Here is a 20314-nt window from a genome sequence, read left to right as displayed (position 1 = left end):
CGGCGGGCCGTGCTCGTTGGGCCGTTCGTGGTGGCTGTGGGGCGGTGCCGGGGTGGGGTCGGCCGGGCGGGGCGACGAGGGTGTGACCACTTTGTGTGGAGGGTCTGGGCGGCGGTGCCGGGGCTGAGGGGGTGCTGTGGTCCCTGAGGGTGGATCGGCGCGTCCCGCCCGTATATGCCTTTGGTGCCGATAAGCATGGGTCCATGACCGTGCTGGTCCTGGCTCACTTCGTGCTCGCGCTCTGTGCCGCGCCGCTCATCCGGCGTGTCGGGGCGGGGGGTTTCGCTGTGCTCGCGCTGCCGCCCGCGGCGGCGATGGTGTGGGCGTTGTGCCAGTGGGGGGTGACAGCCGGTGGCGGGGCGCGCGTTGAGGTGTGGACGTGGATCCGTACCTACGACGTCCACGTGGCGTTCCGGCTGGACGCGCTGGCACTGGTGATGGTGCTGCTCGCGGGCGGGATCGGCGCGCTGGTGCTGTGGTACTGCACGCGCTATTTCGTTTCCGGGGGGCCTCAGTTGGGGGCGTTCGGGGGGAATCTGCTGGCTTTCGCGGGGGCGATGCTGGGGCTGGTGCTCGCCGATGACCTGATGGTGCTGTACGTGTTCTGGGAACTGACCACGGTGTTGTCGTTCCTGCTGATCGGGTACGACAGCGAGAACCGCGGCAGCCGGCGTGCCGCTCTGCAGGCGCTGACGGTGACCGCGTCCGGCGGGCTGGCGATGTTCGTCGGATTCCTGATGCTGGGCAACGCCGCCGGTACGTACCGGATCTCCGAGATCCTGGACGCACCGCCCGCCGGCAGCGGGGTGGTCAGCGCGGCGCTGGTGCTGATCCTGTTCGGGGCGTTCGCCAAGTCGGCGGTGTGGCCGCTGAGTCTGTGGCTGCCCAACGCCATGGCCGCGCCGACACCGGTGAGCGCCTACCTGCACGCGGCGGCGATGGTGAAGGCGGGGGTGTATCTGGTGGCCCGCCTGGCGCCCGCCTTCGCGGAGGTGGCGCCGTGGAAGCCGCTGGTGCTGGCGCTGGGCACCGCCACGATGCTGCTGGGCGGGTGGCGTGCGCTGCGGCTGCACGATCTCAAGCTCGTGCTCGCCTACGGCACCGTCAGTCAGCTGGGCTTCCTCATCGTCCTGGCGGGTGCGGGTTCCTACGGCGCCGCGCTGGCGGCTGTCGCGATGATCCTGGCGCACGGCCTGTTCAAGGCGGCGCTGTTCCTGGTCATCGGGATCGTGGACCGTGCCGCCGGCACCCGGGACCTGCGGCGCCTGTCGGGGGTGGGGCGGAGCCTGCCGTGGGTGTGCGTCACGGCGGTGGTGGCCGGGGCGTCGATGGCGGCGCTGCCGCCGTTGTTCGGATTCGCCGCGAAGGAAGCGGCTTTCGACGCGCTGCTGCACGGGACCGTGGCCGAGCGGGTCGTTCTGGGTCTGATCGTGGCCGGCTCCGCGCTGACCACCGCGTACACGCTGCGTTTTGTGTGGGGGGCTTTCGTCCGCAAGCCGGGGCAGGAGGACACGGCGGTGCGGCCGGTGGGGCCGGTGTTCCTCGCGGCGCCGGCGCTGCTGGCCGCCGGCTGCCTGGTGTTGGGCCCTGGCGTCGGCTGGACGGCCGGGCTGTTCGAGGCGTACGCGCAGCAGTACCCCGTGCCCGCGCACCCCTACCACCTCGCGCTGTGGCACGGTTTCGGCGCGGCGCTGGGGTTGTCGGTGCTGGCCTGGGCGGGTGGTGCGGCGCTGTTCGTGCTGCGCTCCCGCACGGTGCTGCTGGGGCGGCGCCTGGCCTGGCCCAAGGCGGACGAGATGTTCGGGCGCGGTGTGCTGGGCCTGGAACGTTCGGCGCTGCAGGTGACCGGTGTCGTGCAGAAGGGTTCGCTGCCCGCCTATGTCGCCACGGTGCTCGGTGTCATGCTCGCCGGTCTGCTGGCGGTGCTGGCGATCCGGCAGCCGTGGGACGGGGTGCCGGGGCCGAGGGTGTGGGACTCGCCGTGGCAGGCCGCGGTGGCCGCGCTGACCTGCGCGTGTGCCCTGATGTGTCTGGTGGTGCGGCGGCGGATGAAGGCCGCCGTGCTCGCGGGGCTGACCGGGTACGGCACGGCGTTGCTGTACGTCGTGCACGGTGCTCCGGACCTGGCGCTCACGCAGTTCGGTGTGGAGACGGTGGCGACGGTGGTGCTGGTGCTCGTGCTGCGCGGGCTGCCGGTGTATTTCGGGGAGACCATGCCGAACTCGCGGCGGGTGGCGAGCTGGTTCCTGGGGCTCAGCAGCGGGGCCGCCGTCGCCTGCGCGGTGTGGCTGGCGGCGGCCGCCCGCCGTGAGGCGCCGGCCGGGGACGCGCTGACCGAGGAGACCGCCCACCACGGTCTCAAGGACGTGGTGGCGACGATCCTGGTGGACTTCCGGGCCTGGGACACGATGGGCGAATCCGCGGTGCTCGCGGTCGCGGTCCTGGGGGTCACCAGCCTGCTGTACGTGCATCGCCGCCAGGGCCCGGCGCCCGGCCCGGCACCCGGTTCGCCGCCGACCCTGCCCGGTGGGGTGACCGCCTGGTCGCTGGCCGGCCCCACCGGCGGCAGGTACGGTCAGGGCGCCCCCGGGCGCAGCTGGCTGGCCGCCGGCAACACCCTGGCGCCCGAGCACCGTTCGGTGGTGTTCGAGGTGATCGCGCGGCTGGTGTTCCACCCCATTCTGATCCTGTCGGTGTATCTGCTGCTGTGCGCGGAGAACCTGCCCGGTGGCGGCTTCGTGGGCGGTCTGGTCGCCGGGGTGGCCCTGATGATCCGTTACCTGGCGGGCGGGCGCTACGAGTTGGCGGCCGCCGCACCCGTCCACCCGGGTTTCTTCACCGGCATCGGGCTGACCGTGCTCACCGGCATCGCGCTGATCGGGCTGATCGACGGCACGGTGCTGCACGCCTGGACCTGGCACGGGCACCTGCCGGGCATCGGCGACTTCCACGCCGGTACGGCGGTCCTGTTCGACCTGGGGGTGTATCTGCTGGTGCTGGGCGCGGTCCTGGATGTCGTACGGGCCCTGGGATCGAAGATCGACCAGAACACCGAACACGCGGCCCGGCTGGCCCTGCACGGAGAGGCGAAAAAACCATGACCGTCAGCGCGACCCTGTTGATCTGCGCCGTGGTACTGACCTCCGTCGGGGTGGTCCTCATCCACACCAGGGCCCTGACCCGCGTTCTGATCGGGATCATCGTGTGCGGGAACGGCATCAACCTGTTCGTCCTGTCCGCCACCGGGCGCGCCGGACTGCCCCCGCTGCTGTACCCGGGCGTCTCCCACTCCCGGGTCACCGACCCGCTGCCGCAGGCGATCGTGCTGACCGCCGTGGTCATCACGCTGGCCACCACGGCGTTCGTTCTCGCGATGGCCTACCGCAGTGGTCAGCTGACCGGTTCGGACTTCGTCCCCGACGACGTCGAGGACCGGCGCATCGTGCTGCGTGCGGTGATCTCCGCCGAACGCGCCGAACTGCGCGAGCAGCACGGGCAACCGAGCCGGCGGGCCCGGCGAGACCAGCGTCGCGAGCACCGCCGCCGGCTGCGGGCCGACCGCGCGTTCCAGGCCCGGGCGCGTGACGCCTCCGGTGACCTGTGGGACGACATCCTCGGCGCCGACCCGCCCCCGCCTCCGCCCCAGCCCGCCTCCCGGCAGGAGAACGACACCCGGTGAACGCCCTCGTCCCGCTGCCCGTGGTCCTGCCCCTGACCGCCTGCGGCCTCAGCCTGTTCATCGGTCCGAGGCTGCGCTCGCTGCACCGTCTGATCAGTATCGCGGTCCTCACCATCGTGCTCGCCGTCGACGTCATCCTGCTGTTCGAGGCGGACCGCTCCGGGCCGCTCGCCGTGCACCTCGGGGACTTCGCCCCGCCGCTGGGCGTCACCCTCGTCGCCGACCGGCTCTCCGCCCTGATGCTCACCGTCTCCGGCGCCGTCACCCTCATCGTCCTCATCTACGCGCTGGGCCAGGACATGGCCGACCGCGAGGAGCGGGCCCCGATTCCCGTCTTCCACCCGGCCTACCTCGTCCTGGTCGCCGGGGTCTCCTGCACGTTCCTCGCCGGCGACCTCGTCAACCTGTACGTCGGCTTCGAGATCATGCTCATGGCCAGCTTCGTGCTGCTCACCGTGGGCGGCACCGAGCCACGGCTGCGCGCGGGGTCGACGTACGTCGTCGTCTCCCTCGTGTCCTCCCTGGTCTTCCTCGCCGCGATCGCCGTCGCCTACGCCGCGGCGGGCACCGTCAACTTCGCCCAGTTGTCCGTACGGCTCGCCGAAGTACCCGAGGGCGTGCGGATGCTGATCGAGGTGCTGCTGCTGACCGTCTTCGGCGTCAAGGCCGCGGTCTTTCCCGTCGCCGCCTGGCTGCCCGACTCCTATCCCACCGCGCCCGCGCCGATCACCGCCGTTTTCGCGGGACTGCTGACCAAGGTCGGCGTGTACTCCATGATCCGCGCCGAGACGCTCCTGTTCCCGGGCAACCACCTCACGCTCGTCCTCATGGCCATCGCGTTCGCGTCGATGCTCGTCGGCATTCTCGGCGCGGTCGCCCAGACCGACCTCAAACGGCTGCTGTCCTTCACCCTCGTCAGCCACATCGGCTTCATGCTCTTCGGACTCGCCCTGGGGACCCGCGCGGGCATCGGCGGCGCCATCGTCTACACCGCCCACCACATCACCGTGCAGACCACGCTGTTCCTGGCGGCGGGACTGCTGGAGCGGCGCTACGGCACCACTGAACTGACCCGCCTGGGCGGCGCCGCACGCACCGCACCGCTGCTGGCCGTGCTGTGGTTCATCCCCGCCATGAACCTCGCCGGGATCCCCCCGCTGTCGGGGTTCCTCGGCAAACTCGGCCTCATGCGGGCCGGCGCGGCGGACGGCGGCGCCGACGCCTACATCCTGCTCGGCGCCATCGCCGTCACCAGCGTCCTCACCCTGTACGTGATGGCCAAGGTGTGGAACCTCGCCTTCTGGCGTGCCGAACCCGCTCCCCTGCCCGCAGAGGGGGTCGTCCTGGAGGACACCGAGGAGGACGAGGAACGCCCCCACATCCCGATCGGCCCCGCCGGTCCCACCGGCCCGGCCGGCAGCGGCGCGACGCCCACCGGCGCCTGCATCCGCACCACCTCCCGCGTACCGCTCATCATGACGAGCGCCACAGCGGGCGCCGTGGCACTGGGACTGGCCTACACACTCCTGGCCACCCCCCTGACCGCGGTCGCCGACCGGGCGGCCGGCGAACTCCTGTCCCGTTCCCCCTACATCGAGGCGGTCCTCAACCCGTGATTCCCCCCGTGCCGCCCGCCCCCCGCCACCGGCGGCTGGACCTCCCGCTGATCGCCTGGCTCACGGTCATCTGGATGCTGCTGTGGTCCGGGCCCACCTGGGGCAATCTCATCAGCGGCGTCCTCGTCTCCGTTCTGCTGTGCCTCGTGTTCCCGCTGCCCGCGGTCGAACTCGATCTGCGGCTGCGAGCGATCGGCATCGTGAAACTCGCCGGATACCTCCTGTACGACATGGCGGTCTCCAGCGTCACCGTCACGCGGCAGTCCCTCGCCGGAAGCCGGCGGCTGCGCCCGGCCGCGGTCATCGCGGTGCCCCTGCGCTGCCGGACCGATCTCATGATCGCCGCCTGCGCCGTATCGGTGTCCTGTGTGCCCGGTGGTGCCCTGGTCGAGGTCAACGGCACCACCGCGACCCTGTTCCTGCACATCTCCGACGCCGATCAGCCCGGCAGGATCGAACGCTCCCGCCGCAACGTGTGGCGCCTGGAGGCGCTCGTCGTACGCGCCTTCGGCACCCGCGCCGAAATCGAACGGATCCGCACCGACCCCCCACAGCACAAGGAACCCCGCCCATGACCCAGGCCAGTGACATCCTCCTCAACACCGCCCTCGGCGTGATCCTGCTCGCCGGCGCGCTCCTCCTCATCCGTATCTGGCGCGGCCCCTCCATGCTCGACCGGGCCATCTCCATCGATGTCGCCGCCGCGCTGATCGTCGCCGGCATCGGCATCAACGCCGCGTCCACCCGCACCCGCTACTACTTGTCGATCATGCTCGTCATCGCGTTCCTCGGCTTCACCAGCTCCGTCGGCATCGCCCGTTTCATCGCGGTACGCGACCGCCCGCAGACCAAGAAGGCACCGTGAACACCTGGCACCAGGTGGCCGACCTGATCGGCTCGCTCCTGCTCCTCGCCGGCGCCCTCGTCGCCCTGTCGGGCGTCATCGGACTCCTCCGCCTGCCCGACGTCCTCACCCGCTCCAGCGCCGCGACCAACCCCCAGACACTCGGCATCCTCCTTCTCACGGCCGGTGTCGCGCTCAGGCTCCGCTCGTGGACCGACGCCGCCACCCTCGCCCTCGTCGTCTTCTTCCAGCTCCTCACCAGCCCCGTCGCCGCCCACCTGGTCGCCCGGGTCGCCTACCGCACCCAGCAGACGGGGCACCATCCGCTCCTCCAGGACGACCTCGCCGCACAACAGCGGTCCGGAGAAACCGAGTAGCACGGAAGCCGGCGATGCGACCGCGGGAACGGACGATGAGCGGTCACCGCGCCACGCGGTAGCGGAGGTAGACGACTTTCGAGCTGAAGGTGCGGGTCTCGACGAGTTCGAGATCGACCCGGCGCTCGTGGTGGGGGAAGAACGGAACGCCGCCGCCGACCAGCACCGGGTGCACCATGGCCCGGTACTCGTCGATCAGGCCCGCGTCGGCGACCTCGGCGGCGAGGGTCGCGCCGCCGATCGCGATGTCGCCGGTCCCCGGCTCGGCGCGCAGCCGCTCGATCTCCTCCGCCGGGCCGGCCGAGGCCAGCCGGGCCGTGCCCCGCACCTCCGACAGCGTCCTGGAGAACACGACCTTGGGAAGCGGCTTCCACAACGCGGTCCACTCCAGGGACGCCGCGTCCAGCGACAGATCCTGGTCGGCGGTCTCCCAGTACAGCATCGTCTCGTACAACCGGCGGCCCATCAGATGCACGCCGACGTCCCGGATCTCGTCGATCCAGAAGCGGAAGATCTCCTCGTCGGGTGTCGTCCAGTCGAAGCCGCCGTCCGGTCCGACGATGTAGCCGTCGAGTGAGACGCTCATCGAGTAGGTCACGCTGCGCACCAGAAGTCCTCCTCGGTCACGGGGTCGACAGTATGACCGGCGGACGCCGCCGAACTCATCGCGGCTCGCGGGACTCCTGGTCGGCGTCACCGCACACGACCTTCGTCGCGCGGGGAGCACCTCGGTGGCGGCAGTGGTGATGGCACGTGATCCGAGCACCGCCCGCCTACAGGTCCACACCAATGTCGGACGCTTTCGGCGGGCGGTGGTCGGACCGGGTCAGCTCAGGGCAGGCCCCGGACGTGCGGTCCGACGACGGAGGACCAGGCGTAGCCGCTGTGGGCGTCCCAGTTGGTGGACCAGGTCATCGCTCCGCGCAGGCCGGGGTAGGTCCGGTCCGGCACGAAGTTTCCGCAGTTGACGCCCTGGGTGAGGCAGTCCAGTGCGTCGGTGACGACCCCGGGGGCGACGTAGCCGGAGCCCGCCGCGTTCGGCGAGGCGGGGACGCCGAGCCCGACCTGGGAGGCGTCGAGCCCGCTCTCCAGCTGAATGCACGCCAGGGCGGTGAGGAAGTCCACCGTGCCCGCGGCGTACACCTGGCCGTCGCAGCCCAGCATGGTGCCGCTGTTGTAGTACTGGGTGTTGACCACCGTCAGGAAGTCCTTGGTGTTCAGCGCCAGCTGGAAGTACTGGGAGCCGGTGGACTGCATGTCCAGGGTCTGCGGCGCCATGGTGTACACGAGGCTGTCGCCGGTGGCCGCGTGGATGCCCTCCATGGCCTGGGTCAGGTAGGTGGCGTTGATGCCGTGTTCCAGGTCGATGTCCACGCCGTCGAAGCCGTACTCGTCCATCAGGGCGAGCGTGCTGCGGGTGAACGCGTCGGCGGAGGCCGGGTCGTTGACGGCCACGTTCCCGAGTTCGCCGCCCACCGAGATGATGACCGACTTCCCGTCGGCCTGCTTCGAGGCGATCTCGTCCTTGAACTCCTGGTCGGAGGCGTAGCCAAGCACCGGATCGAGATGGAACTCGATCTCGCCGGGGACGGCGGTGGATTCGGCGAAGGACACCGCGATGATGTCGAAGTCGTCGGGCACGTCGGCCAGCCGCTGGAGCACCGAGCCGTTGTCGAAGTTGTGCCAGTAGCCGGTCACCGCGTGCCCGGGCACCTGCTGGGCACCCGGGGACTGCCCGGCCGGCTCCGTGGCGCCGGCTCCGGCGCTCAGCGCGGTGGTGACCAGGACACCGGCGAACGCGCCGGCACCCAGGACCAGGGAGAGCGGTCGGCGACGCGTGGGGCGAGCGCCGACGGTACGGGTGTTGTCCACTCCTGCCTCCGTAACGAGTGTGGGGGATACGGGAGGAACGGTGGCCACCGATGGGTCCTCAGGTTGGTCCAGACCACTGTTCGTGTCAATGGGGCGGTCAACTCCTGTGTGGCGGGGGCCTCTGGTTCACGGACGCGTCGCGATCCTGGACGCGGACTTCGGGGAACGGGGTGACGACAACGTCCGGTTCACCCTTTCGGGTGCGGTCGGGAAGGTCTTCCGTCCCGGGAGGCGAGCGACGTGCACGCTGCACAGGGCCGTGCTGTCAGCGACTGCCGTGCCCGCACAGCCCGGAGTTGCTCGGTGGAGGGGGAAGCTTCCGTGTCCGTGCCCGAGGATTCCGCCGTTCCCACGGGGCACGCGCTCGTGGACCGGTTCCATGAGCTGCTCGGGGACGCAGGTCTCGCGCGGGCCACGCACCGGCACCTGGTCGGTGCCCAGCGGGCGGCGGGGCTCCACACCCGGGGGCGGCCGTTGTCGCGGCTTCTGCGACCGCGACTTGTCGACGCGGCCACGGTGCGGCGGACCGGCGTCGCGGCGTCGGTGGTGGCCGGGGCCCTGGAGGGTCTGGCCGCGATCGCCTTGCAGCCCGGCCGGGAGGGGCGGGTGGTGCGCGACATCCTGATGCTGACCCCGGCGGAGCGGGAGTTGGTGGAGATGACCGCGCGGCACGGGGTCACCGGTGTGCTCAGTCCTCACGCCCGCCTGGACGGCTTTCTCACCGGCGGGGCCCCGGTGTTCGTCGAGCTGAACGCCCACAGCCCCGGCGGCGTCCTCTCGCAGGAAACGCTGGCCGGCATCCACCTGGGCTCGCCGGCGATGCGCGCATTCGTCCAGGACCATCCGGTCCGCGCCGAGCCCACCCACCGGACCATGGCGTCCAGCCTGATCGATGCCTGGGAGCGGGGCGGCCGGCCCGGCGGGGTGCCCCGCGTGGCGATCGTCGACTGGGAGGACGGCCTGGCATGGGAGTTCCGCTCGCTGGCCGCCGAACTGCGGCGGCAGCGTGTGCCGGTGGTGGTGTGCTCGCCCGATGACCTGCGCCACGACACCGGGCACGGACTGCACACGCGCGACCGGGCGGGCAGGCCGTGGCGGATCACCGTCGTCCACCGGCGTGCGGTGACCGCCGATCTGCTGGCCCGCGGCCCGGCGCCGTTCACCGATCACCCGCTCGTGCGTGGCTGGGCGGCGGGAGTGTGTGTGATGGTCAATCCTCTCGCGAGTCTGCTCGCGCACAAGAAGTCCGTCCTCGCCCTGCTGAGCGATCCGCGCACCGCCGGCCTCATCGACCCGGGGCAGGTGGCCGTGGCGCGTGCGTACGTTCCGTGGACGCGACGGGTCGAGCCGGGCATCACCACCTTTCGCGACCGTGAAGTCGACCTCCTGCCCTTCGCCCGCCGTCACCGGGAGGAACTCGTTCTCAAACCCAATGACGATTACGGCGGCACGGGGGTGGTCTGCGGATGGCGTACCGCCGGGGAGGAGTGGGACGACGCCCTGGAGCGCGCGGTGGCGAGTCCGTATGTGCTGCAGGAACGCGTCCCCCTGCCCACCGCCCTCTACCCCCGGCTCAGCGATGGACGGATGCGGTTGAGCGCGTGTGGCGAGAGCACCGATCCGTATCTCTACGACCAGCGTGCGGCCGGCGTGATCTGCCGGGTGTCCGGGACCGCGCTCCTCAACGTGCGCACGGGCGCCGACCTCGTCCCCGTCTTCGCGTACCGGTCCCCGGACGGTGGGTCCGGCGCGTCCTCCGCCCGCGAACGTACGGTGGGGTCGCCTGCCGCGCGCCACTCCTGACGTCGGCGCCCCGTGACTCCGGCGCCCCCCGTTCCCTGATGGGCGTCCGAACCGGGGGCGTCCGCTGCGGGTCGGTGCGATCGTTCCGCCGTGTCTCAGCGGCTTTCGGGTACCGCTGTCTCACCGGCCGCGGCGCGCTGCGGCAGGCGCGGTGTGGGCCACCGCGGCTGCCACCGCCACCGGGCCCATTGCTGTGCGTGTGCGAAGACACCGGTGCGTGCGGCGAGCATCGCGAGGACCTCGGCGCGGGCGGCGTCCACGGCCCGGTGTTCGGCGTCCGAGACGATGCCGAGCCGCCGCACGTGGGCGTACTCGTCCTCGTCCTTCCACGTCCAGCTGGTGAGATCGGGGGCGATGAGCAGATCCACGGTGAGGTCGAAGGTGTCGAACCCGGACGCGGTACGGACGGTGGGCCGCTCGAAGTTGACGTACCAGTTGCGCAGCCGCCGGCCGTGGCCGTCGGAACGGTAGAAGGCGTTGACGCTGAACCAGGCCCCGGGCGGTTTCCACAGCAGCAGGTCGGTGTCCTGCCACGCCGCGGGCGCGAGATCCCATGTACCGGTGGCCATCGCGTCGAATGCCTCCGTGCGGACCGAACGGTCGCCGTCGCTGCGGGCCTTGAGATACAGCGCGGGCCACCGGGCTTCGGCCCCCGGCGTGCAGGCCGTCACCAGTGCCTCGCCGGTGTCCTCGATGACGCGCAGAGCCTGCTCGTTCCACAGCCGTCCGGAACGGTGCACCTCACGCCGTACGACGGTCCGGCCCGTCTCGAAACAGTGCATCGCGTCCTCCTTCACCGGCCCCGGCCGGGAGGTCCGGCGGGTGGGGTCATCACTCCAGCGCGCGCCGGGCCAGGTGGGCAATCCGCCGTACGGGGGCTATATGTTGGCCGGGCCCGCGCTTTCCGGTGGCGGCTGGTAGCCACACACCGGCCTAGGTGCGCCCGCGTCGACCGTGGCCGGTTCTCGCCCTGGTGGGGGTGGGGACTCTCAGTCCTGCCCGGGGCGTGCACAACGGCGGACGGGGCATGGGCTCCGGTGCTCCGGTGTGGGTACGCCGGCGGATCGGGCGGGGGCCGGCTGAAGCGGTGAGCTCCGGCGGCCTCCCGGCGCCGCGTAGTCTGCCGCCCGTGGAGCTGCGATTCGAAACGCGCGGGTCCGACTCGCCGTGGGTCGACTCCGTGTGGACCTGCACCAGCGACCGGGTCACGGCGATGACGTCCGTCGCCGGGGTGCGCTGGGGCCTGGTGTTCTGGGAACGGAACGGGCGAGCCCACGCGGGCATCACCGGTCCCGAGACCCGGGCCGGCACGGCGCCGGTGCCGGAGGGCGCGACCTTCACGGGCATCGACTTCGCCGTGGGCACCGCGTTGCGCGCCGTGCCCACGCCGGCGCTTGTCGATGGCGGCATCGAGCTCCCCGACACGACGCGGCGGGCGTTCCGGTGGGACGGCGCAAGCTGGGAGACGCCCGGCCCCGACGACGCCGAGGCCCTGGTCGGGCGTCTCGTACGGGCCGGTGTCGTGGGGCGTGACCCGCTGGTCGCCGACGTGCTGCGGGGGGACCGTCCGGCCATGTCGGGGCGCACGGTCGAACGCCGGTTCCGTGCCGTCACCGGGCTGACTCGGGGAGCGGTGCGGCAGATCGAGCGGGTCCGCTCGGCGGCGGAGCTGCTGGCCGCCGGCACGCCGGCCGCCGATGTCGTCGCCCGGCTCGGCTACTTCGACGAGCCGCACCTGGCCCGGGCGTTGCGCACGTATGTCGGGCGTACCGGCAGGCAGTTGCGCGAAGGGGCCGGTGGTGCGATCGCTCTCGACCTGGATCAGCGCCTGACGTCGTAGACCAGCTTCAGGATCCCGTTGGCGTAGCTCTCGGACTCCCGCAGGGTCAGCAGTTGCTTGTCGCGGTCGGCCCGGCCGAACAGGCTCTTGCCCGCACCGAGCAGAACCGGGAAGACGAGCAGGTTGTACTGGTCGATCAGGCCGCGTCCGACAGCCGTGCGGCCAGTTCCGCGCTCCCGTGGACGAAAATCGCGCCGCCCTCGCTCTGCTTGAGCGCGGCGATGTCCTCGGTCGAGCGCAGGATCGTCGTCGGCCCCCACCCGTCGACCAGGGCGTCGTCGGACAGCGTGGTCGACACCACGTACTTGGGCAGTTCCTTGTAGTCGGCGTGGTCGGCCGAGCCGGGCCAGACCGGGGCGAACGCCTCGTAGCTGCGGCGGCCGAACATCAGCGCGGTCGTGTCGGCGAGTTCCTCGCCCTTCAGCGACCAGGCTTCGGGAACGAACGTGAGGTCGTTCACCACCCAGCCGCCGCTGCGGTGCCCCTCCCCCGGCCCGCCGCCGGGCGAGTCCACGACGCCGTCGAGGGACATGAAACCGGTGTAGACCAGGCGACGCATGGTGCGGACTCCTCATGATCGGGTGAGCTGGTGCGTTCACGCTAGCTCGCGCTCGCGCCGGTCGTCTTGGACGGAAACGACAGGGGCGTCGCGCGGGCGATGCCGGGATCGCCGGCTGTCGCGGCGGTCCTGGGACCGGCGCTCCCCCGGCTCGGTCAGCTCGTGATCGCGACGCAGCCGGGACGGTGCTCGTGCCCCTGGGGGTGTCCGGCTCGTACGGGGCTCCGGGGTGATGAGGAGGACACAGGAGCCGGGGAGGGTCCCCGTCACGGCGGGCCGTTTCCGGGGTGTGCCAACAGCGCGCGGGGGCCGCTTGTCAGCGGATCGGTGGGGTCCGGGCCGCCTGGGCGAGGTCACGTTCCGGCCGATTGCGGAGGTCGGCGGACGGCGTGGACGCCGTGGTGGGGCCGGGCGGTCCGGCCACGGATCACGGGACGGTGGGCAGCCAGCGGATGTCGAGGATGCGGGCGATGCGGCGGCTGCGGGATTCCAGGACGTACTCGATGGCACCGAAGACCATGGTGTCGTCCTCTATCGGGGCGCGCCGGATCTCCTGGGGCCAGGGATAGCCGAGGGGGCGGCCGACGTGTTCGGCCCGCCATTCCAGTTCGGTGACCAGGGCGCGCAGAGCGGCCCACGCGGGGCCGGACTCCTTCGCCAGTTGCCGTTCGAGTTCTGGGTCGGTGTAGATGTCCCAGCGTGCGGTCACGCGGCGCTGATCTCGCGCCAGTCGCCGCCGCCCCGGTGGGCCTGGACGTACCGCTCGACGCGTCCGTCCCGCTGGGCGAGCAGCCCGTACGCCCACCAGCGACGGTAGATCTTGGAGAAGGTGGCCGGGGTGGCTGCCTCCAGCTCGGATCGGCAGGCCTCGCGGTCGCCCGGATCCTGCATGGCGATCACCTCGGCCACCGTCGGATCCGGAGTCCTGGAAATGTCCACGCCCGCGCTCCCTTCGACCTGAAGTCTCCCTCCACCCTAATGGCTACCCGGCAGGTGGGAACCCGAACGGGGCTCTTCGTCCCGGAGACCGGCCGTGTGGTGTCCGTCCGTCGGACGGGGGTGCGGTGTGCCGGCCGCCGTGCGGATCTCCGCGTGCCGGGATGCGGTGCGGCATGCCGGGATCCGGAGTGGTGTCCCGGATCCCGGCGCCGTGCCGTCAGGTGCCGATCGTGCTCTGCGGGCCCGCGCCCGCGCGGACCAGTGCCGGGACCTCGGACGCCGGGTCGAGGGTGTAGGAGTAGTGGTCACCGGGCCGGAACGTGGTCCCGCCGGTCTGCTGCTTGCCCGTGCAGTTCACCAGGATGCTGCCGGTCTGGGTGAGGGAGGCGGTCGCGTCCCGGTAGTAGGGGTCCTTGACGTTCTCGAAGTACCCGTTCTCGATGACCGTGCGCGAGGCGCCCCGCGAGTAGTTTCCGTAGCCGGTCACGTTCTGCATGTAGTTGTTGTAGAGGTGGGCGTACGCGACGTTGTCGATGCTCGGGTTGCGCGAGTTGGTGCCGCGGATCCAGTTGTGGTGGATGGTGATGCGGGCGCTCACGTTGTCGGTCCAGCCGATCCCGAAGGACTTGTTGCCCTCGCTGAGGATGTTCCAGGACACGGTCAGGTTCGTGGTGTCCTTGCGGCTGTCGATCAGCCCGTCGTTCATCCGCTCGATCCGGTTGTGGTCGATCCAGATCCGATCGGCGGTGTCCATCTGGATGCCGTCGTAGTCGTAGAGGTCGTCGCCCGGGTCGTCGTCGGGCATCCGCGTGTCCCGGATCGTGAGGTTGCGGATGATGACGTTGCTGACGCCGGTGCCCAGGAAGAAACCGCCGTTCACGATGTGGCCCTGGGTTCCGACGCCGATGACGGTCTTGTTGGACGCCACCCGGATCTCGTGCCCGTACGGAGTCACCGTGATCGGCGCGGCCACCCGGATCACGTACGGCTCCGAGGCGGTGGCGTACCGGTTGAGGTCGGCGAAGGTGGTGACCGTGACGGTGCTGCCGGCCGCGCCCCCGGTCGTTCCACCATTGGTCGAGGCGAACCCCTCCGGCCGGTCCGGCCAGGCGCTCGCGACGGGCAGGAAGGTCCACCGGCGGGCCGCGTCGGAGGTGCAGGATTCCTGGGTGATCGCGGTCCCGTTGGCGGCGGCGGAGCCCGTCGCGCTCAGGCACAGGCCACTGCGGACGGAGGCGATCCGGTAGGTGTCCCCGCCCGTCGCGGTCAGTGTCCACTGCTGGTTGGTCTGGCCCGCGCCGCAGCCCCACTGCTGCAGCCGGGTGCCGGCCGCCGTCGAACCGCCCGTGACGTCCACGCACATCCCGGAGTTGACGTTGACGAGCTGGTACCGCCCCGAGCCGGCGGGGGTCAGGGTGAACTGCTGCCAGGTGGAGTTCTCCGTGCAGTTCCACTGCTGGAGGGGAGCACCGCTGTCCCGGGAGGCGCCGGGGACGTCGACGCAGCGTCCGCTGTGCGAGGCGACGAGCCGGTAGACCCCGCCGTCCGAGGGGACGGCGGCCGCCGAGGGCGTGGCCGCGGCGGGGAGAGCGCCGGTGAGCAGGGCGGTCACGAGGAGCAGTCCGGCGGCCAGCAGGTGCGCCAGCCGCCGGCGGGGGGCGGCGCGGCCGGGGGGATGGTCCGAGAGGTGCACGGCGGGAGCGACCATGGGAGGTGAATCCTTTCAATTCCTGAGCGCGCCGAAGACCTGGGAGTGTGGCGGAGCATCCGGCCGAGGGTGCGCGGCGGGGTGGGTCACCACCTGCGTGGGAGCGCTTCCACGGCGATGTCCGGAACATAGTGAAGGGGCCCCATGCCGTCAATCGGTGTGGCGTGATGGCGCGATGGTGAATTGCGGCGGTCATCGGCGGCAATTGCCTCGCCGTTCTCAACCTGGTGATCGGCGACATCGCGTACCGGGGTGGTTCGCTCTTCCACACGGCGCAGCCGGACGAGCTGTTTCTGACGGCCAGTGCGCTGGTGATGACCACCGTGCTGCTCGGCGGGTTGCTGGTGCGGCAGGAGCGGGGCTGGTGGCGGCTGGGCTTCGACGGGGTGCTGCTGATCGTGATCTACGCGGGCACCGTCGCCGGTCCTCGCCTTCTGACCGCTGCCCGCCGGTGCACGGCGGGACGGGGAGGGCGGGCCTGCGGGGCAGCCCGGTGGAGCGAAGGTCGAGGGGTGGGAGAAGCCAGCTCCGCGCTTCCTATGATGACCTGATGGATCGTGATGTTCCGGCGCTGGGAGACGATGACCCGCGGCAGCTCGGGCCGTACCGGATGGTCGGGGTGCTCGGGGCCGGCGGCATGGGCAAGGTCTATCTGGGCCGGGACGGCTCGGACCGCCCCGTGGCGGTGAAGGTGCTGCTGCCCGAACTGGCCCAGGAGGAGAGCGCGGCACGGCGCTTCCAGCGCGAGGCATGGGCGGCCCGGGCGGTCCGCAGTCGCGGCGTGGGACGGGTCCTCGACTCGGGGACCGGCGCGGACGGCCGGGTCTGGATGGCCACCGAGTTCCTGGCCGGGCCGACGCTCGGTGAGGCGGTGGTGCGGCACGGCGCGTTCGACGAGGCAGCGGTACGCAGGCTGGGCGCGGACCTCGCCGCCACCCTGCGCGACATCCACCGGGCGAACCTGGTGCACCGTGATCTCAAGCCCGCCAACATCGTGATGACCTCCGAGGGCCCGCGGGTCATCGATTTCGGCATCGCGCGACCCGAGTACGGGCTGACGCTCACGGTCGCCGGACGGATTCCCGCGACGCCGGGGTACGCCGCCCCCGAGCAGGTGCTCGGCCGGCGGACCGGTCCGGCCGGTGACGTCTTCTCCCTGGGGGTCGTCCTCGCCTTCGCCGCCAGTGCCCGGCCGGTCTTCACCGGCGAGGAGGTGGCGGCGATCCAGTACCACGTGGTGTACGGCGAACCGGATCTGACGGGGGTGCCGCAGGCGCTGCGCCCGGTGCTGGAGCGGTGTCTGTCCAAGGACGCCGACCGTCGGCCCGGCCTGCCGGAGCTGATCCGGGAACTCGCGCCCCCACGCCGGGCCGCACGTCCCTGGCTGACCGGACCGCTGGCGGCCGACATCGCCGCACGCACGGAGGCGGTGCGGCAGAGCGGTGCGGGACGGGGTGAACCCGACGTCAAGGGCCTGAGCCGGCGCCGTTTCACCACGCTGGCCGCCGGTGGGGCGGTCGCGGCAGGGGCCGCCGCGTGGTGGCTGACGCGCGGGGACGGCACGGGTGCCGGCGGGCCGGCCGGACCGCCGTGGCGGGCCGAGCCGCTGGGTGAGGGCGCGACGGGCAGTCCCCCCGATCCGTACTGGACGCTGCCGGAGGCGGCTGACACCGCCTCACCTGCGCCCGTCCCGGTGCACGATGTGGTGGCGGTGGCCGCGCCCGGCGGAGGGCTCGCGGCCTACCGGGTCCAGGGTGCCGGAGAGCAGGCGTGGACGGAGCCGGGCGCCGACCCCGCCGCCGGGCTGCTCGTCGTGGGGGACGCGGAGCGAGAAGGCGGGCCGCTGCTGCTGGCGACGGACGGGCAAGGTGCCCTGATCGCGCTCGCCGGCGCCACCGGGGAGCGGGCCTGGACGGCGGACACCGGGGCACAGAGCCTGCTCGCGGTGGACGGCACCGCCGTCTACTGCCTGAGCGGGTCGGGGCAGTTGCGGGCGGTGGAGCTCGCGACGCGGGAGGTGCTGTGGACGGTACCGCTCGCGTCGGCGGCCCCCGGCGACTGGGACGCGGAGAACCTGGCGGCCGTGGCCGGGGACGGCATGCTGCTGGTGTCGGGGGTCTCGGGGGTTTCCGCGCTCGCGACGGGGACCGGCCGGGCGGTGTGGAGCCGGCCGGACGCGGTCTCCGGTGCCGTGCCCGTTCCGGCGGTGCACGGGGGAACGGCCTATCTCGCCGGCTCCGCCCTGACAGCGGTCGCGCTCGCCGACGGATCGGAACAGTGGTCCCACGCGGCGCGCGGGGAACAGTCGTGGGGTTCGGCGACGGTGACGAACGACCGCCTGTACGCCGGGCACGGTGCCGAACTGACCTGCCGTCGCCGGGAGGACGGCGGCGAGCTGTGGGTCCTCGCCATCGGTTTCCACGGTCCGGAACCGCAGGCTCCGACGGTGCAGCACAACAGCGTGTGGGCGGTGTGGGACCCGACGGACGGAGCGGGCGTCACGGCGGCCAGGCTGAGCGACGGCATGAACGCCTGGTCGCTCGCCCGCCCGGGGGCGGGCGAGTGGCGGATGTCCGGGGCGGACAACCGGGTGTTCCTGTTGCACGACGGCACCCTGATGGCGATGCCGGTGCTGTGACCGGGCGGGGAACCGCCACAAGACACCGTGCCGCGGGGGGACCGACCATCCCGACGTGGCCCGGGAGATGAGAAACGCGCTCGGCGCGTCACACGTAGGGGGAATGGATGACCACGGAGGCATCACAGAACGACGGCCGGGGGAACGGGGGCACGGCGGCGCCCGCGGCAGGACCCCCCGGGACGCCGGGATCGCCAGCAACGCCGGGCGGGTACCGGATCCTGGCCGACGATCCGCTGCCCGTCGAGGGAGTGCGGCGCCACCTCGCCGTGTCCCGGCGGGACGGGCACCGGGTCACGCTCCTCACCGCCGCACCCGGCGGTGACGGGGAGCGAAACACCCGTGATCTGCTGCGCCGCGAGGCGGAACTGATCACCCTGACCGCGAACGCCTCCCCCTGGGTGGCGGGAATCGTGGCGAGCGATCTCGACGCGGACGTCCCCTGGGTGGCGTGCCATCCGGCCGCCGCTCTGCCGCTGCGCGAGGTGGTCGACGCCGACGGGCCCCTTCCGGCGAGCACCGCCGCCGCCCTCGGCGTGGCACTGGCCGACGCGCTGGCCCCGCTGCACGGCGCCGGCCTGGGCCTGGGCATCCTGAGCCCTTCGACGGTCGCGCTCGCCGCCGACGGTCCACGGCTCACGGGGCTGAGCGCGGCGGGGGCCGAGCGGAACACCGCCGACGACATCCGCGATCTCGGGCTGCTCCTCGTCTTCGCCGCCACCGGCGGTACGACGCCGGAGACGCTGCCGCCGCCCCTGGGCGCCCTGGTTTCCCGCTCTCTGCGGGAAGAGCCCGCGTCCCGCCCGGATCTGGCGGAGTTCCGCTCGGCACTCGCGGCCCGGCACCAGGAGGTCGGGGCGCCGGTGCCCCTGCCTCCGGCGGTCGTCTCCCTGCTGACGGAGCATGCGGAGCGGACCCTGAACGAGGGGGCGCCGCATTCCGGTGGAGCGCCGGAGGAGGCCCCGGCCGACGTGACGTCCTACGAGCTGGCGCCCCCGCGTCAGGCACCCCGCGCGGCCGGTCCGGACACGGACGGACCGGCGGCCGGCGGTACGACCGCCGACAGTACGACAACTGACGGTACGACCACTGACGGACAGGGAACTGCGGTACCAGGGCCGGCCGGCCATGGGGGCGCCGGGCAGCGGGGCCGGACCCGGCGGGGCGTACTCGCGGCGGCCGCCGCCGCGGGTCTGCTGGCCGGCGCCGGTACGGTGGCGGGCTGGGTCGTCGGGCGCGGCGGCGGAATGCGGGCGCTCACCGACCCCTACCCGGTCGACGGCGACGCCCCGGTGGTGGCCGAGCCGCCGGAGGGCACGGCCCCGGGGGCGCTGTGGCGCTACGACGGCAGCGCGGCCGACACCTCCACCGATCCGCTGATCCACGACAGCGGTGTCGCCGTGTTCGCCGGGACCTCCGTCGTGTCGGGGGTGGATCTGCGCACCGGTGAGGAGTTGTGGAGCCGCGACGACCTCGGTGCGGCACAGTCCCTGGTGGCGGACACCCACCTGGTGGAGGTCGCGGACGGTGTGATCGCGACCGTCGGCGGCGATCAGCGGATCACGGTCTTCGATCCCGCGACCGGCAGCCCCCGCTGGGCGGAGGACCGTTACGCGGATGCCTCGGAAGGCTTCTACGGACACCGCGTACGGTCGCTCCACAGCGCCCACGAGGAGGGCACGCTGCTGCTCGTCGTCACCGACGGGGACGGGAGCGGGGAGACGCATGGACTGGCCGGGTACGACGTCGCCGAGCGGGCGGAACGCTGGCACCTGGTCCTGCGGGGGACGGCAGGGCAGACCCAGTTCCGCATCGTCGGCGACATGGTCGTGGTGCTCAGCATGCTCACCGGCGAGTTCCAGGTGAACGTGCACCGGGTCGCTGACGGGGAACTCGAGAGCGAGCGGACCTTCCCGGACTTCCCGGACTTCGACACGTTCTCCGTCCACGCGGCACGCCGCTGGATCCTGACGTTGCTGGGCAACGAACTGCGCGCCCATGACCTGGACGGTGGCGAGGAGCTGTGGGCGCACCGGCTGGGCGCGGACGACGTCCTGCCACGCATGCACCGCTCCATCCTGGTCGACCAGGAGGACGGCGGGACCCGGGAGATCCTGCTGCTGACGCACGAGGACCGGACGGTGTTCGGCTTCGACCTGGACGATCCCGGGGAACTGTGGCGCACCGAAGTGCACCCCGTCGCCGCGCCGGAGACGGAGCCCGGCGTTCCGCACCTGCACGCGAGCGCCTCCGGCTCCACGCTGCTGGTCGGTCTCACGTCCGAGATCCTCGCCTTCGACACCTTGACGGGCGCACCGCGGTGGCGCTTCGGGGTCACCTCGCCGGCCCCGACGGGTGCCGTGTGGCAGACACTTCCCGCCGAGGACATGTCGGTGGCCTGGAACGGCTGGGTGGCCCTCGGGCTGCCGGTGCGGTGAG

16 protein-coding genes and 2 pseudogenes are annotated in these 20314 nt (G+C 72.1%); 11 read left to right on the top strand and 7 right to left on the bottom strand.

Annotation, left to right across the window (positions count from 1 at the left end; all coding sequences use genetic code 11):
- The first annotated feature begins 203 nt into the window (after positions 1-203).
- The 6 genes from ACTFAP_RS28620 to mnhG are packed head-to-tail and all read left to right on the top strand — an operon-like array spanning position 204 to position 6516.
- Complete coding sequence (locus ACTFAP_RS28620; RefSeq protein ID WP_500467827.1) at positions 204-3101, top strand: Na+/H+ antiporter subunit A; 2898 nt, start codon at positions 204-206, stop codon at positions 3099-3101.
- On the top strand, positions 3098-3679 hold the full coding sequence (locus ACTFAP_RS28615) for a Na(+)/H(+) antiporter subunit C (RefSeq protein WP_390124518.1): 582 nt from the start codon (positions 3098-3100) through the stop codon (positions 3677-3679). Before ACTFAP_RS28620 ends, ACTFAP_RS28615 begins: the two co-directional genes overlap by 4 nt.
- Positions 3676-5295 carry a Na+/H+ antiporter subunit D gene (locus ACTFAP_RS28610; protein ID WP_436977368.1) on the top strand — a complete coding sequence of 540 codons (1620 nt, stop codon included), beginning with the start codon at positions 3676-3678 and terminating at the stop codon, positions 5293-5295. The genes ACTFAP_RS28615 and ACTFAP_RS28610 overlap by 4 nt, the downstream gene beginning before the upstream one ends.
- On the top strand, positions 5295-5870 hold the full coding sequence (locus ACTFAP_RS28605) for a Na+/H+ antiporter subunit E (RefSeq protein ID WP_390124593.1): 576 nt from the start codon (positions 5295-5297) through the stop codon (positions 5868-5870). Before ACTFAP_RS28610 ends, ACTFAP_RS28605 begins: the two co-directional genes overlap by 1 nt.
- Positions 5867-6160: an MrpF/PhaF family protein gene (locus ACTFAP_RS28600; RefSeq protein WP_390124512.1), complete on the top strand. Its 294-nt coding sequence runs from the start codon at positions 5867-5869 to the stop codon at positions 6158-6160. Before ACTFAP_RS28605 ends, ACTFAP_RS28600 begins: the two co-directional genes overlap by 4 nt.
- The gene (mnhG, locus tag ACTFAP_RS28595; RefSeq protein ID WP_390124510.1) at positions 6157-6516 is read left to right on the top strand and encodes a monovalent cation/H(+) antiporter subunit G; all 360 of its coding nucleotides are present in this window, start codon (positions 6157-6159) and stop codon (positions 6514-6516) included. The genes ACTFAP_RS28600 and mnhG overlap by 4 nt, the downstream gene beginning before the upstream one ends.
- 43 nt (positions 6517-6559) lie before the next feature.
- On the opposite strand, the gene ACTFAP_RS28590 is transcribed toward mnhG, so the two are convergent.
- Both ACTFAP_RS28590 and ACTFAP_RS28585 read right to left on the bottom strand, forming a co-directional pair.
- The gene (locus tag ACTFAP_RS28590) at positions 6560-7123 is read right to left on the bottom strand and encodes a dihydrofolate reductase family protein (RefSeq protein ID WP_500467826.1); all 564 of its coding nucleotides are present in this window, start codon (positions 7121-7123) and stop codon (positions 6560-6562) included.
- A gap of 224 nt (positions 7124-7347) precedes the next feature.
- The gene (locus tag ACTFAP_RS28585; RefSeq protein WP_400009112.1) at positions 7348-8388 is read right to left on the bottom strand and encodes a chitinase; all 1041 of its coding nucleotides are present in this window, start codon (positions 8386-8388) and stop codon (positions 7348-7350) included.
- A gap of 321 nt (positions 8389-8709) precedes the next feature.
- Here ACTFAP_RS28585 and ACTFAP_RS28580 point away from each other — a divergent pair, with 321 nt between their 5' ends.
- Positions 8710-10191 (top strand): ATP-grasp domain-containing protein, encoded by a 1482-nt coding sequence (locus tag ACTFAP_RS28580; protein ID WP_500467825.1) that lies wholly within the window; start codon positions 8710-8712, stop codon positions 10189-10191.
- 95 nt (positions 10192-10286) lie between these two features.
- On the opposite strand, the gene ACTFAP_RS28575 is transcribed toward ACTFAP_RS28580, so the two are convergent.
- Positions 10287-10973, bottom strand: coding sequence for a ribonuclease FAU-1 family protein (locus tag ACTFAP_RS28575; protein ID WP_500467824.1), 687 nt, complete (start codon positions 10971-10973; stop codon positions 10287-10289).
- A 347-nt stretch (positions 10974-11320) separates the two neighbouring features.
- Between ACTFAP_RS28575 and ACTFAP_RS28570 the strand changes: the two genes are divergently transcribed.
- Positions 11321-12031, top strand: coding sequence for a helix-turn-helix domain-containing protein (locus tag ACTFAP_RS28570; RefSeq protein WP_500467823.1), 711 nt, complete (start codon positions 11321-11323; stop codon positions 12029-12031).
- On the opposite strand, the pseudogene ACTFAP_RS28565 reads toward ACTFAP_RS28570, so the two are convergent.
- From ACTFAP_RS28565 to ACTFAP_RS28550, 4 genes and pseudogenes are all read right to left on the bottom strand, one after another.
- Positions 12013-12590: pseudogene (locus tag ACTFAP_RS28565) on the bottom strand (dihydrofolate reductase family protein). The gene ACTFAP_RS28570 and the pseudogene ACTFAP_RS28565 overlap by 19 nt on opposite strands.
- Positions 12591-13017: 427 nt before the next feature.
- Entirely contained in the window at positions 13018-13299 is a 282-nt protein-coding gene (locus ACTFAP_RS28560; RefSeq protein ID WP_495682978.1) for a hypothetical protein, read from the bottom strand.
- The gene (locus ACTFAP_RS28555; RefSeq protein ID WP_400009104.1) at positions 13296-13529 is read right to left on the bottom strand and encodes a hypothetical protein; all 234 of its coding nucleotides are present in this window, start codon (positions 13527-13529) and stop codon (positions 13296-13298) included. The genes ACTFAP_RS28560 and ACTFAP_RS28555 overlap by 4 nt, the downstream gene beginning before the upstream one ends.
- Positions 13530-13746: 217 nt before the next feature.
- Positions 13747-15237 (bottom strand): RICIN domain-containing protein, encoded by a 1491-nt coding sequence (locus ACTFAP_RS28550; protein WP_495682977.1) that lies wholly within the window; start codon positions 15235-15237, stop codon positions 13747-13749.
- Positions 15238-15422: 185 nt separating this feature from the next.
- Here ACTFAP_RS28550 and ACTFAP_RS28545 point away from each other — a divergent pair.
- From ACTFAP_RS28545 to ACTFAP_RS28535, 3 genes and pseudogenes are all read left to right on the top strand, one after another.
- A pseudogene (locus tag ACTFAP_RS28545) lies at positions 15423-15656 on the top strand (cation transporter); the annotation flags it as partial.
- A 131-nt stretch (positions 15657-15787) separates the two neighbouring features.
- Positions 15788-17875, top strand: coding sequence for a serine/threonine-protein kinase (locus tag ACTFAP_RS28540; protein ID WP_500467822.1), 2088 nt, complete (start codon positions 15788-15790; stop codon positions 17873-17875).
- A gap of 107 nt (positions 17876-17982) precedes the next feature.
- Positions 17983-20313 (top strand): outer membrane protein assembly factor BamB family protein, encoded by a 2331-nt coding sequence (locus ACTFAP_RS28535; protein ID WP_500467821.1) that lies wholly within the window; start codon positions 17983-17985, stop codon positions 20311-20313.
- Position 20314: the final 1 nt, after the last annotated feature.

This window comes from Streptomyces sp. PH9007, assembly GCF_059813725.1.
Note: the sequence above shows the minus strand (reverse complement) of the source record. Positions and strands in the feature narration are given on the sequence as shown.